This window comes from Herbaspirillum sp. CAH-3 (assembly GCF_009668275.1).
Lineage (GTDB): Bacteria > Pseudomonadota > Gammaproteobacteria > Burkholderiales > Burkholderiaceae_D > Herbaspirillum > Herbaspirillum aquaticum.
In genome coordinates, this window is sequence record NZ_VSWE01000004.1 from 287,920 (window position 1) to 301,264 (window position 13,345).

The window sequence follows — 13,345 nt, forward strand, 5'->3', positions numbered from 1 at the left end:
ACGGCCATGATCTCTTCAGGTAGTGAGGCTACCCTCTGGCCGCTGTCCGGCCAGGCCTTGCGCCAGGCTGGCCAGCACCATCTCGCCCATGGCCGTGCGGGACTCCACGGTAGCGCTGGCGCGGTGCGCCTGCAATACCACCTGGTCCATCTCCAGCAGGGCCGCCGGCACGTTGGGCTCATCCACGAACACATCCAGTCCCGCACCGGCGATCACGCCGCGCTGCAGGGCATCGACCAGGTCTTCTTCCACCACCAGCTTGCCGCGCGCGATGTTGATGAGGATGCCTTCGCGCCCGAGCGCATCGAGCACGGCGGCATTGATGATGCCTTGCGCCTTGTCGGCGGCAGCGGCCAGCACCAGAACATCGCTCTCGCGCGCCAGTTGCAGCAGCTCAGCCTGGAAGGTGTAGGGCAGGTCCTCCATGGCGCGCAGGTCCGTATAGGCGACCGGGCAGCCGAAGGCTGCCGCGCGCTGGGCGATGGCGCGGCCCACCTTGCCCATGCCGACGATGCCCACGCGCTTGCCGCTCAGGCGGCGTGACAGCGGGATGGCCGTCGGCGAAGGATGGCGCACCCAGTCGCCGCGCTGCACGAAAGCATGGCCTGGACAGATCTGCCGGCTCACCGCCAGCATCAGCCCCAAGGCCAGGTCGGCCACATCCTCGGTCAGCGCGCCGAAGGTGCCGGTGACCGGCAGGCCCTTGCTGCGCGCATGGTTGAGGTCCACCGCATCGGTGCCCACACCATTGACCGCCACTACCTTCAGCGCCGGCAGGCGATCCATGAGCGCATTGCTGATGCCGGTGTGGCCTCCGGTGATGACGCCTTCGATCACCGCACCATGGCGCTCGATGTAGGCTTCCTTGTCCTCCTGCTCGAACAGGCGGTGCATGTGATAGAGGCTTTCCAGCTTGTCGTTGATGGCCGGGACCAGGATGGGATTGAGCTGCAGCACGTGGCGTTTCATGAGGGTCTCCTTCTCGTTCGGTGGCAATGCCGGCGGATGATGCGGGCATTCCGGCCGAGCGTCCAATCCGAAAAGGCTATCAATTGATTCACGAAATGGTGGCTGGTTCGGTATCAGTATCGATTCAATCCGCACATCACTTGATAGCCAGAAAAGATTGGACGCCATGCGGGGCCGCGGCCATGATTCCCAGCGTCGGCCACCTGGACACGCAGGGGCCAAGATGAATGCCGGGCGTCAACAGATCCCTCAAGGGACACATAACAAAGCCCGCCACCCGCACAGGAGACAAGCATGAACCTGGGATCACCCCGGACCGGCCGCGCGCTGCCGTCCTGAGCGCGGCAGTGCCACGCCATTGCCGCCATCCATAACGATAAACACGAGACACGCCCAAGGAGTCCGACGATGAATCATGTCGACGCCGCCGACCCGGTCGGCCGCCGCAGTTCCGCCGCATCCGCCTCATCCGCCGCCCCGGCCGCCAGCGCGGCCACACCGTTGGCCCAGCAGAAACCGACCCGCTATCGCTGGGTGGTGATGGGCCTGATCTTCATGATCTGGGCCATCGCCTGCGCCGATCGCGCCAATTTCGGCATCGCCCTGCCGTACATGAAGAAGGAATACGGCATCTCCAATACCGAAGCCGGGTTGATCGTGAGCCTGTTCTCGTTCGCCTATGGCATCGTGCAGATTCCGGTCGGGCTGATGTACAAGCGCCTGAGTGAAAAGACCACCGGCATCCTGTTTTCGGTCTTCATACTACTGACTTCGCTCTTCACCGGCCTCATGGGCACGACCTCCTCGGTGCTGCTGTTGCAGCTTTACCGCGTGGGCTTGGGCTTGTCGGAAGGACCGCTGGGCATCGGCTGTACCAACGTCATCAACCGCTGGTTCCCGCCCGAGGAAAAAGGCACGGCCACCGGGCTCTGGATTGCCGCCTCCAAACTTGGCCCGCTGATCGTGCCGACGGTGTGCATCATCGTCATCCAGCTCTGGGGCTGGCGCGAAATCTTTTACGTATTTGCGGTGCCGGGCATTTTCCTGGCCATCCTGTGGTTCTTCCTGGTGACCAATTCGCCGGCCGAGAATCGTTTCTGCAATGAGGCCGAACGCCGCTACATCACGCAGGACGTCCCGGCCGCGCCGGCCACTGGCGGCGCGCGTCCCGCCCAGGGCGCGCAGGTGGCGCCGATGCCCTGGCTGGACGGCATCAACCGTACCCGCCGCGTGCCGCGCCTGGAAACCTTGCGTCAGGTCTTCACCTCCTGGAACGTGATCGGCGTGGCCATCGGCTATGGCTGCATGATCGGCATCAGCAACATCTTCATGTCGTGGATCCCGACCTACCTGGTCACGGTCAAGGGCTTCGCCTCGGTGAAGATGGGTTTCCTGGCCTCGGCGCCCTTCATCGGTGCGGTGGCCGGCAACATGCTGGGCGGGGTGATCTCGGATCGCCTGCTGGGCGGCCGCCGCAAGCCCATGATGCTGTTGGGTGCGCTGGGCACCGCCGTGATGACGTTGATGCTGGTGGAAGCGCCGGACAGTGTGCTCTACCTGGGCGCCATGCTGATGCTGTCGGGCCTGATGCTGGGCATCGGCTTTGCCGGGTATTCGGCCTACCCGATGGGGCTGGCGACCAAGTCAACCTATCCGACCGCCTTCGGCATCGTCAATTCGCTGGGCCAGATCGGTGGCGCCTGCGCGCCCCTGGCGGTGGGCATGCTGCTGGATCGCTATGACTGGAGCAGTGTCTTCCTCTACATGGTCGGTACCTCGCTGCTGTGCCTGGTGCTGCTGCTGAGCGTGGTGGAGCCGATCACGGTGAGAAAGGCCGGAGAAGAAGCCTGAGCCTTCTCACCGCCTTGAATGTTCGGAGGGGCCCGCCATGGTGCGGGCCTTTTGCCTGCCTGCAGAGTCGATTGATGTTGTTTTGGAATAATATCCATCGGATATTAATAGGCATCGAATTATATATTGGACAAACACTGCCCCCGAAGGCACTCTTGTGCTCCCTTTTTCCCTAAGCAGCCCTGAGGAGACACCCATCATGCCGACCTACCGTTCCTATACCACCACCCAAGGCCGCAACATGGCCGGCGCGCGTGCGCTGTGGCGTGCCACCGGCATGAAGGATGGCGATTTCAGCAAGCCCATCATTGCGGTCGTGAACTCCTTCACCCAGTTCGTGCCCGGCCACGTGCACCTGAAGGACCTGGGCCAGCTGGTGGCGCGCGAGATCGAGGCGGCCGGTGGCGTGGCCAAGGAATTCAACACCATCGCCGTGGATGACGGCATCGCCATGGGCCACGACGGCATGCTGTACTCGCTGCCTTCGCGCGACCTGATCGCCGACTCGGTCGAATACATGGTCAACGCCCACTGTGCCGACGCCATGGTCTGCATCTCCAACTGCGACAAGATCACCCCGGGCATGCTCATGGCCGCCATGCGCCTGAACATCCCCGTGATCTTCGTCTCCGGTGGCCCGATGGAAGCCGGCAAGGTCATCAAGACCGTCAACACCGACAAGAAGGTCATCAAGCTCGACCTGGTCGACGCCATGATCCAGGCCGGCGACAAGAACATCTCGGATGCCGACGTGGCCGAAGTGGAACGCTCGGCCTGTCCGACCTGCGGTTCCTGCTCGGGCATGTTCACCGCCAACTCGATGAACTGCCTGACCGAAGTACTGGGCCTGTCGCTGCCGGGCAATGGCACCGTGCTCGCCACGCACGCCGACCGCAAGGAACTGTTCCTGCGCGCCGGCCGCCTGATCGTCGAACTGGCCAAGCGCCACTACGAACAGGACGACTACAGCATCCTGCCGCGCAACATCTGCACCAAGGAAACCTGGGAAAACGCCATGGCCCTGGACGTCTCCATGGGCGGCTCCACCAACACCGTGCTGCACCTGCTGGCCGCAGCCCACGAAGCCAAGGTGGAATTCACCATGGCCGACATCGACCGCATCTCGCGCAAGGTCCCCTGCCTGTGCAAGGTGGCGCCGATGACCAACAAGTACCACATCGAAGACGTGCACCGCGCCGGCGGCATCATCGCCATCCTGGGTGAGCTGGCCCGCGCCGGCCTGCTGGACACCTCGCGTCCGACCGTGCACAGCAAGTCCCTGGGTGAAGCCATCGAGAAATTCGACATCCGCGTCACCAGCGACCCGGCCGTGCACAAGCTGTTCCGTGCCGCCCCCGGTGGCGTGCCCACGCAAACGGCCTTCTCGCAGGAAGAGCGTTTTGAAGACAGCGACCTGGACCGCGCCAACGGCTGCATCCGCGATCGTGAACACGCCTACTCGCAAGACGGCGGCCTGGCCGTCCTGTACGGCAACATCGCCGAGAAGGGTTGCATCGTCAAGACCGCAGGCGTGGATGAAAGCATCCTGAAGTTCTCCGGCACGGCGCGCGTATTCGAAAGCCAGGACGCAGCCGTCGAAGGCATCCTGGGCGACAAGGTCAAGGCCGGTGACGTGGTCATCGTGCGTTACGAAGGTCCCAAGGGCGGTCCCGGCATGCAGGAAATGCTGTACCCGACCTCGTACATCAAGTCCAAGGGCCTGGGCAAGGCGTGCGCACTGTTTACCGATGGCCGCTTCTCCGGCGGTTCCTCGGGCCTGGTGATCGGCCACGCTTCGCCGGAAGCGGCCGAAGGCGGTGCCATCGGCCTGGTGGAAGAGGGTGACATGATCGATATCGACATCCCCAACCGCACCATCAACCTGCGCATCTCCGGTGAAGAACTGGCCAAGCGCCGGACCGAGATGGAAGCCCGTGGCGATGCCGCGTGGCAGCCGGGCAACCGCCAGCGCGTGGTATCGCAGGCACTGCAGGCTTATGCGGCGCTGACCACGTCGGCCGATCGCGGCGCCGTGCGTGACCTGTCGCAGTTGAAGCGTTAATTTCCGTGGCCGTCACTGACGGTGACGCAACGATGCAGCAAAAGAAAACCGCCCGGCGCAAAGCCGGGCGGTTTTTTTTCGTGCGCAGTTGAACCTGCGTGGGCTCATGCCTTGATGGCCGGCCGCATATGCGTAGACGCAAACGCCAGCCCTTCTTCGAAGGACGACAGCACCATGTCCACCTGTTCCTTCACGGTCGCGGCCTCCACTTCCTCGTTGAAGAAGGAGGGGCGGATGGTGACCAGCAGCGCATGTGGCAGGTTCTCGCGCAGGTCATGTACCACCGCCATCCACGCCTCCAGCTTCTCGCGCACCGGATAGATCAGGAACACGATGGATACCAGTTCCGCCTTGCTGGTATCGGGCTGTTCATCCTCGGGCTGGTCCAGCGTGATGCTGCGGGCATCGATGCCGGTCACGCGCAGGGCATGCACCAGCAGTTCGGAGAGCAGGTCATCGCGCTCACCGCGCAAGCCGCCGCACAGCACCACCGAGCCCTGCGGCACATCCAGCGAACCCTGCCAGCGGCCCAGTCGCGCCTGACGCAGTTCGCGCAGGTGCGCGCCCACGCCGCTGTTGAGCAGCGGCACTTCGCGCCGGCGACGCAGGCTGCGTGGCGCGCCCGGGCTCTGCGTGAGCACTTCGGTGAGTTGCGAGACCGAATGCAGCAGCCGTTCCTGCTGCGCACCCTCGATGCGGCCATGGCGCAGGTCCAATGCCGCCAGGGCCAGGCCGGGCAGCAGGATCTGGTCGCAATACTTGGCGAAGCTCTGCTTTTGCAGATGGCCGCGTGCATCGCGGATGATGGCCTCCGATTCACCGGCCAGGGCGCGCTGGTAGAAGCGCTCGGCGTGGGTCATGTCGGGCGCTTCGCCCAGCAGGATGGTGATCGGTTCCAGCGCGGCCACGTGACGTCCGGCCACCACCAGGCACAGCGTCAACGGGGTGGAGAGCAGCAGGCCGATGGGCCCCCACAGCGTGCCCCAGAACAGCGCCGAGACGATCACCGCCAGCGGGGAGAGGCCGGAGCTGTGGCCATACACGCGCGGCTCGATGAAGTTGGCCACGATCACTTCCAGTCCCACATAGAAGGCCAGGAAGGACAGTGCCAGCCACCAGCCGGGATCGATGGCGGCGATGAACACCGAAATCATCAGCCCGGAAGCCAGCGCCCCCAGGTAGGGTACGAAGCGCAGCACCCCGGCCAGCGCGCCCCACAGCACCGCGTGCGGCACGCCGCCGGCGGCCAGTACCGCGCCCATGATGAGTCCGAACACCAGGTTGACGATGAACTGCGAGAAGAAGAAGCGCGACACCCCTTCGGCCGCATCGCCCAGCGCCTGCATGGTGCGGCTCATCTCGGTCAGCCCGGCCAGGCGGATCAGGCGTTCGCGCAGGGATTCCTGTTCCAGCAGGATGAAGACCAGCAGCACCAGCACGATGCCGGCCTGGCCGATCGGCCCCCAGGCCAGCGCAAAGAGGCGCCGCAAGGCACCGCGCACCGACATGCGGGTATCGGCTTCGGGCGTGGCGGCTGCTGCAGCGGCGGCGGCAGCGGCACGGCTATTCTTCTTGCCGCTGCGTGCGCTCTCCGGCAGCGGCTGCGGGATCACTGCGCTCAGTTCGGCTTCGAGCCGGGCGAAGGGACGCTCGGCCATGGTGCGCACGCTTTCCACCTTGTCCTGGATGGCGTCGCGGTACTGGGGCAGGTCGCTGGTGACGCTCACCAGCTGGAAGGTCAGCACCACCGCCAGCGCCACCAGGCAGCCACCGACCAGCAGCACCGAGACCATCGCGGCCGCCGCCCGGTTCAGGCCGAGGGCATCGAGCTTCCTCACCAGCGGCAGGATGATCAGGCTGGCGATCCCGGCCACCGCCAGCGGGGCCAGGATGTCGCGACCAAAGTAGAGCATGCCCAGCACCACGGCAGCTCCCAGCAGGGTGGTGGAACTCAGGCGCGAGAAGGCGGAAGACTTGAGGTTTTGCATGGCGTGGATGTGGGCAGGAAGGCAGGCCGGTCAGGAATGCAGCGCGAGTATAGCCGTTGCCCTTGGCCTGTGCGCATGGCGCCTTGACGTTTTCTGCACCATGCCCCGCAAGCGCACGGGGGGCGCGGCTTGCGGACGGGCGGGGTCAGCGCATCACTTCATACAGTTCCAGCGGGAGCCCATCCGGGTCGGCGAAGAAGCTGAAGCGCTGACCCGTGTATTCATCCACGCGGATCTCTTCCACGGCCACCCCCTTGGCCTCCAGCTCAGCCTTGCAGGCCGCGACGTCGGCCACCGCAAATGACAGGTGCCGCAGGCCGCAGGCCTCGGGACGCGAGGGACGGGCCGGCGGAGACGGGAAGGAGAACAGCTCGACCTGGGTGCCATCGGGCAGGCCCAGGTCCAGCTTCCACGAGTCGCGCGCTTCACGGTAATGCTCGGCGATCACGCGCAGGCCCAGCAGGTCCACATAGAAGGCCTTGGAAACGGCGTAGTCGGAACAGATGATGGCCACATGATGGATGCCTTGCAGTTGCATGGAGTGCTTTCAGGAAAAGGGTTCAGCCAGGGCGGCCTTTGGCACCCGGACCGTGCTGCGCCAGTCCGGCACAGACCGCGCGCACCTTGTCGCGCAGCCAGCGGTGGGCCGGGTCCAGCTCCACACGCGGATGCCACATCAACGAGACGATGATGGGATCGGTCGCGACCGGCAATTCGAACAGATGGATGCCGGAAGCACTGCCATCCTTGCGCGGCGCGCCGGCCGTGGTCAGGAAGGAGCGCGGCACCATGGCCACCAGGTCGGAGGTGCGCACGACGGCCAGCGCACCGGGAAAGCTCGGCACCACCGCCACCACCTTGCGCACCAGGCCGCGCTCGGCCAGTGCGGCATCGAGCGGACTGGCGCGGTCGCCGCGCGGGGACGCGCTCACGTGTTCGTAGGCGCAATAGCGCTCGGCACTCACGCGCCGCAGGGCCGCCAGCGGATGGCCGACCCGGACCGCGCCCACGAAGCGGTCCCGGAACAGGGTCTGCAGGCGCACTTCCGGTCCCATCTCGCTGGCCACGCCGATCTCGATATCGGCACTGCCTTCGCGCAAGGGCAGAGGACTGCGCTCCACCTTGGGCGCGAAGCGCAAGCGCACCAGCGGGGCCTCGCTGGTGACGGCACTGATGAGCGCGGCACCGCAGGCTTCGATGAAGCCCTCGTTGGCGCGGATGGTGAAGTCGCGCGCCAGCCGCGCCACATCCAGTTCCGGTACCGAAGGTCGCAACACGGAGCGGGCCTCATGTACCACGTTGCGCACGCGCTCCTGCAGGGCTTCCGCGCAGGGGGTGAGCACCATCTGCCGCCCGGCGCGCACCAGCAACTGGTCGCCGGTGGCCTGGCGCAAGCGCGTGAGGGTACGGCTCATGGCCGAGGCGCTCAGGCCCAGGCGGCGCGCAGCCCCGGCCACGCTGGCTTCGGCGATGAGGGCATCCAGGGCGATCAGGAGATTGAGGTCGGTATCGGGCATGGCGGCATCCTAGCATGCGACCGATGACATGGCGTCCCATGCAATGATCCAATGCAAGCCATGCGTCTTCCGCCTTGTCTCGCGGCTGGCTATAGTGAAGGCCTGATCCGATCTTCCCTGGCGAATTCCATGTCACTCTTTTCCGATCTGCCCGGCGACGAAGGCCTGCCGGGCGTGCAGCGGCGCCGCGCCATGCTGGCTGTCATGACGGCCACCACCATGGCGGTGTTCGACGGCACCATCATCAACGTCGCGCTGCCACAGATCAGCCTGGCGCTGCAGACCTCGGCCGCTGCTTCCGTGTGGGTAGCCAACGCCTACCTGCTGGCTACGGCGATGACGCTGGCCGCGTTTGCGGCGCTGTCCTCAAGGCTGGGCTTTCGCACCCAGTTCACGGCCGGGCTGGCGGTCTTCACGCTGGCTTCGCTGGGTTGCGCACTGTCGCACTCAGTAGATCTGCTCATTGCCATGCGCGTGCTGCAAGGGCTGGGTGGCGCGGCCATGCTGAGCATTGCGCCGGCCATCCATCGCACCGTCTTTCCCAACCGCCTGCTGGGCCGCATCCTCGGCTTGAATGCCGTGCTGGTGGCTGCCAGCACGGCCGTCGGTCCGGTACTGGGCGGCACCTTGCTGGCAGCGCTGGGCTGGGAGTGGATCTTCCTCATCAACGTACCGCTGGGCATCGTCGCCGTGCTGCTGTCGTGGAGCGCCATTCCGGAAACACGCAAGCCGGTGCAGGCGCCCTTCGACGTGGCCGGTGCGCTGTGGTCGGCGCTGGCCATGGGCGCCATCATCATGGCGGCCGATACCTGTGCACGCTTCGCCGAACCGGGCCAGGGGACCCACGCCATGCTGGAGGCGGCAGCCTACGCCCTGGTGGCGCTGCTGGCCGGTGCCGCCTTCGTGCGCGGCCAGCGCCGTGTACCGGAGCCGCTGTTGCCGCTGGACATCTTTGCCAATGCACGTTTCTCGCTGGCCGCACTGACCTCGCTGGCGTCCTTCGTGGGGCAGGGCATCGCTTTCGTGGCCTTGCCCTTCCTGTTCCAGAACGGCTATGGATATACCGCGTTTGAGTCGGCCGCACTGTTCACACCCTGGCCGCTGGGCATCGTGCTGGTGGCGCCGCATGCAGGCAAGCTGGCCGACCGTCATTCACCGGCGTTGCTGTCTAGCCTGGGCCTGGCGCTCTTTACGGTCGGGCTGGGCTTGCTGGCCTTGCTGCCTGATCACGCCCAGGCCTGGGACATTGGCTGGCGCGCACTGGTATGCGGCATGGGCTTCGGTTTCTTCCAGAGCCCCAACAACCGCGAAATGCTTTCCAATGTCGCCCGCGAACGCAGCGGCAATGCCTCGGGCGTGCTGGCCATCATGCGCACCTTCGGCCAGTGCCTGGGCGCCGCCTTGCTGGGGACGATCCTGGCGATCTACACCGCCGGTGCGGTGGCGCAAGGGGAGCTCAAGATGAGTGCGGCGCAGGATGGCGATGCGATTCGTCTCGCACTGTGGGTGGCGGTCCTGGCCACGGCACTGGCCACCGCAGTCAGCGCCAGCCGCTTGCGGCGCAAGGCGCAATCGCCCGCCTGATCTGCCTTGGCGGGCCATGGTGCAGAAAACGTCAACACCCGCCGAGCTCATCATTGACTGAAATGTACCCAAATTGGTAACTTTTTAGTGAGCCGGTAAATCCTCGCTGATTCTCGCTTTGTCCCGGCAGGCGGGAGCATAGACTGCTCTTGCTTGCCGGCGTACTGACTGCACCAGGGCGAACCACAATCACAACAGCGTCCCGCTTCACCCTCCTCGCCCCACTCAAGCGTTCAGGTCCCGCAGTCCTTCCCGGGCAAGCTCCGTCAAACTCTCCCCGGCCTCACCTTCCGTCGGCCGGGGGATACCGCAAAAGGGGGCAATACCATGGGCAAGCTGAAAGTCGTGACCAGGCTGGCGTTGGGCTTCGGCCTGATTCTCGTGTTTCTGTTGGGCATTTCCGTACTGGGCATGGCGGGCATGGCGCGCATCAATGACGCGCTCACCGACATCACCGCCATCAACAATGCCGAAACCAAGCTGGTCAGCGCCTTGCGCAACGCCTTGAGCCAGCGCGCCATCGCCATTCGCAACATCGCCCTGCTGGACGATCAGGAAGGCATGCGGGTGGAATCGCAGACGCTGGCGCGCCAGGAGAAGATCTATGCGGATGCACTGGTCACGCTGGACAAGATGTTCAATACCGAAGCGGCCACGACCGAGCGCGAAAAGCAGTTGCTGGCGCAGATCAAGGCCGATGAAGCGGCCACCGTGCCGTTGATGGCCAAGGCGCTGCAACTGGGGCTGGACAACAAGCCAGCCGATGCGGTGAAAGTGCTCATCACCGAAGTGCGTCCCAGGCAGCAGGCCTGGATCAAATCGCTCACCGAACTGGCCGACTTTGAAGATCAACTCAACGAAGAAGCCGCGAGCAGCGCGCGCAGCACCTATGCATGGCTGCGCACCATCATGCTCAGTGCCGTGGCCTTGGCGTTGCTCATCGGCGTGGCCGCCTCGGCCATGATTGCGCGCAGCATCCTGCGCCAGCTTGGTGCCGAGCCGTCGGAAGCGCAAGCCATCGCCCGCGAGATCGCCGCCGGCGATCTCACCGCCACCGTGCGACTGCGGGATGGCGATGGCAACAGCCTGATGGCTTCCATCGAGCAGATGCGTTATCAATTGAACGTGATCGCGCACGGCATCAAGTCGGCGGCCGAGACCATTTCGGTGGCCAGTGGCCAGATCGCACAGGGCAATTTCGACCTCTCGCAACGCACCGAAGAACAAGCCGCCTCGCTGGAAGAAACCGCCGCCAGCATGGAAGAACTGACCACCACCGTGCGCCAGAACACCAGCCACGCCGCCGAGGCGCTGCGCCTGTCAGGTGGCGCAGCGCAGACCGCCGCCAGTGGCAGCGAGGCCTTTGATCGCGTGGTCTCGACCATGGACAAGATCTCGGCCAGCTCGGGCAAGATGGCCGACATCATCGGCGTGATCGAAGGCATCGCCTTCCAGACCAATATCCTCGCCCTCAACGCAGCAGTGGAAGCCGCCCGCGCCGGCGAGCAGGGACGCGGCTTTGCGGTGGTGGCCTCGGAAGTGCGCTCGCTGGCGCAGCGCAGTGCGGTGGCGTCCAAGGAAATCAAGGACCTCATCGGCGAATCGATGGCGCATGTGGGCGCAGGCTCGCAACTGGTGGCCAGCGCCGGCCAGCAGATGAATGGCATCGTGGCCTCGGTGCAGCGCTTTGGCGAGATCATGAACGAAATCGCTACCGCTACCCAGGAGCAAGGCAGTGGCATCGAACAGATCAACACCGCCATCGTGCAGATGGATCAGGTGACCCAGCAGAATGCGGCGCTGGTGGAAGAAGCCAGTGCGGCAGCGCAGTCGCTGTCACAGCAAGCGATGGGCTTGCTGAAGGTGGTATCGATCTTCAAGATCCGCCAGGATGCCTCGGTCACGCCCGGCAGTGGCCATGCCACCCCTGCTGCACCGGGCTTGCCGGGCGCGCCGCTGGCGGCCCTGCACTGAGACTGGCACTGCCAGGCAAGCACGGCGGGCCGGCGTGGGGCCGGCCCTGCGTGCATCAGCCCTGGGCGCCGTCGTCCTCGTCTTCGTCCTTGGGCACGAAGACCATGCCGGTCTTGGCGTTGTAGTCCATGAGACCGGCATAGCGGCCCCAGGCGATCATGGTCTCGAAGGTCTTTTCGGGATTGTCGTAGGGCAGGGCGCTGCCGATGTCCTTCAACACGCGCTCGGCCTCGATTTCTTCGGCCTCGCCCAGCACCGCCAGGATGATGTGGAAGATGCGCAGCTTGTAGACCTGCTCGGCGAAGATGGCGCGCTGGCCCTGGCGGTCGGCGGCCACGAAGCGGCGGCCCAGGTCGGTCAGGTAGACCTCCTGCTTGGGCGTATCCACCAGCTCCAGGATCTCGGCGGCTTTCACGGTGGCGATGGTCTCGCCGAATTCCTTGCCGATCTCGTCCGAAATATCGTAGATGTTGTTCAGTTCCGGTTCGTCGTGCAGCAGGCTCATCAGGCCCAGGATCTGGCCCACCGGGATCAGCGGGATGGATTCCATGCGCTTGCGTCCGCGCGAGATCGGCTCGCCCGGCACGTGCGCTTCCGGCGGCAGGTCGGGCAGCGAGAGCGTGGTGATGGCTTCGTGGATGATGTTGACCAGGCGCTGGAATTCCGGGCTCTTGGAGTCGCGCGGATAGGGCAGGGGGTTGTCCAGCACCAGGCCCAGGCGGCCCGGGCGCGGGAACACCACGACGATGCGGGTGGCCATTTCCACCGCTTCCTCGATGTTGTGGGTGACCATGAAGATCGAGGTCAGGCCGCTGTCGGGGGCACGCCACAGGCTGATCAGTTCCTGGCGCAGGTTCTCTGCGGTCAGTACGTCCAGGGCGCTGAAGGCTTCGTCCAGGCACAGGAGCTTGGGCTTGGAGACCAGCGCACGCGCAATGCCCACGCGCTGGCGCATGCCACCGGAGAGCTCACGCGGATAGGCGCTGTGGTAGTTGCCCAGGCCGATCAGTTCGATGGCGCGGTCTACTGCGGCATCGCGTTCCTCGCGGGTCGGGTTGTGCGACATCAGGCCCACGGCCACGTTCTGTTCCACCGTCAGCCACGGGTAGAGCGCGAAGGTCTGGAACACCACCGAGGCATCGCGATTGACGCCATAGAGTGGCTTGCCGGCGGCCATGGTGTGGCCCGAGCTGGGTTCGACCAGGCCGGTCAGGCAGCGCAGGATGGTCGACTTGCCCGAGCCCGACTGGCCCAGGAGGGCCAGCAGTTCGCCTTCGTGGACGGCCAGGTCGATGTTGTCCAATACCTTGAGCTCGTGGCCGCCGGCGGTGTTGTAGGATTTGCTGACAGCGCACAGTTCAGCGACGGCGGGACGTTGTTGCGGAGAATTCATGGTCATG

The 13,345-nt window shown here is 65.2% G+C and carries 9 protein-coding genes; 4 read left to right on the forward strand and 5 right to left on the reverse strand.

The annotated features are described in order from the left end of the window. Positions 1-15: 15 nt before the first annotated feature. Positions 16-969 carry a 2-hydroxyacid dehydrogenase gene (locus FYB76_RS07380; protein WP_154133186.1) on the reverse strand — a complete coding sequence of 318 codons (954 nt, stop codon included), beginning with the start codon at positions 967-969 and terminating at the stop codon, positions 16-18. 408 nt (positions 970-1,377) lie between these two features. On the opposite strand from FYB76_RS07380, the gene FYB76_RS07385 reads away from it, so the two are divergent. Beyond that, positions 1,378-2,820 carry an MFS transporter gene (locus FYB76_RS07385; RefSeq protein ID WP_195724589.1) on the forward strand — a complete coding sequence of 481 codons (1,443 nt, stop codon included), beginning with the start codon at positions 1,378-1,380 and terminating at the stop codon, positions 2,818-2,820. A gap of 199 nt (positions 2,821-3,019) precedes the next feature. Then, positions 3,020-4,882, forward strand: coding sequence for a dihydroxy-acid dehydratase (gene ilvD, locus FYB76_RS07390; protein WP_154133187.1), 1,863 nt, complete (start codon positions 3,020-3,022; stop codon positions 4,880-4,882). 104 nt (positions 4,883-4,986) lie between these two features. On the opposite strand, the gene FYB76_RS07395 is transcribed toward ilvD, so the two are convergent. From FYB76_RS07395 to FYB76_RS07405, 3 genes are all read right to left on the reverse strand, one after another. Beyond that, a complete protein-coding gene (locus FYB76_RS07395; RefSeq protein WP_154133188.1) occupies positions 4,987-6,870 on the reverse strand; it encodes an AI-2E family transporter in 1,884 nt (627 codons plus the stop codon). A gap of 145 nt (positions 6,871-7,015) precedes the next feature. Then, entirely contained in the window at positions 7,016-7,408 is a 393-nt protein-coding gene (locus FYB76_RS07400; RefSeq protein ID WP_154133189.1) for a VOC family protein, read from the reverse strand. 22 nt (positions 7,409-7,430) lie between these two features. Continuing rightward, a complete protein-coding gene (locus FYB76_RS07405; protein WP_154133190.1) occupies positions 7,431-8,387 on the reverse strand; it encodes a LysR family transcriptional regulator in 957 nt (318 codons plus the stop codon). A 129-nt stretch (positions 8,388-8,516) separates the two neighbouring features. On the opposite strand from FYB76_RS07405, the gene FYB76_RS07410 reads away from it, so the two are divergent. Then, positions 8,517-9,971 (forward strand): MFS transporter, encoded by a 1,455-nt coding sequence (locus tag FYB76_RS07410; RefSeq protein WP_154133191.1) that lies wholly within the window; start codon positions 8,517-8,519, stop codon positions 9,969-9,971. A gap of 327 nt (positions 9,972-10,298) precedes the next feature. Next, the gene (locus FYB76_RS07415; protein WP_154133192.1) at positions 10,299-11,945 is read left to right on the forward strand and encodes a methyl-accepting chemotaxis protein; all 1,647 of its coding nucleotides are present in this window, start codon (positions 10,299-10,301) and stop codon (positions 11,943-11,945) included. A 55-nt stretch (positions 11,946-12,000) separates the two neighbouring features. Here FYB76_RS07415 and FYB76_RS07420 read toward each other — a convergent pair whose 3' ends face one another. Then, the gene (locus FYB76_RS07420; protein ID WP_154133193.1) at positions 12,001-13,344 is read right to left on the reverse strand and encodes a nitrate/sulfonate/bicarbonate ABC transporter ATP-binding protein; all 1,344 of its coding nucleotides are present in this window, start codon (positions 13,342-13,344) and stop codon (positions 12,001-12,003) included. Position 13,345 lies beyond the last annotated feature (1 nt).

Bases quoted from the DNA above. Each gene is read 5' to 3' on its own strand.
- FYB76_RS07415 (WP_154133192.1), top strand. From the start codon at position 10,299: ATGGGCAAGCTGAAAGTCGTGACCAGGCTGGCGTTGGGCTTCGGCCTG.
- ilvD (WP_154133187.1), top strand. From the start codon at position 3,020: ATGCCGACCTACCGTTCCTATACCACCACCCAAGGCCGCAACATGGCC.
- FYB76_RS07380 (WP_154133186.1), bottom strand. From the start codon at position 969: ATGAAACGCCACGTGCTGCAGCTCAATCCCATCCTGGTCCCGGCCATC.
- FYB76_RS07405 (WP_154133190.1), bottom strand. From the start codon at position 8,387: ATGCCCGATACCGACCTCAATCTCCTGATCGCCCTGGATGCCCTCATC.
- FYB76_RS07410 (WP_154133191.1), top strand. From the start codon at position 8,517: ATGTCACTCTTTTCCGATCTGCCCGGCGACGAAGGCCTGCCGGGCGTG.
- FYB76_RS07400 (WP_154133189.1), bottom strand. From the start codon at position 7,408: ATGCAACTGCAAGGCATCCATCATGTGGCCATCATCTGTTCCGACTAC.
- FYB76_RS07385 (WP_195724589.1), top strand. From the start codon at position 1,378: ATGAATCATGTCGACGCCGCCGACCCGGTCGGCCGCCGCAGTTCCGCC.
- FYB76_RS07395 (WP_154133188.1), bottom strand. From the start codon at position 6,870: ATGCAAAACCTCAAGTCTTCCGCCTTCTCGCGCCTGAGTTCCACCACC.
- FYB76_RS07420 (WP_154133193.1), bottom strand. From the start codon at position 13,344: ATGACCATGAATTCTCCGCAACAACGTCCCGCCGTCGCTGAACTGTGC.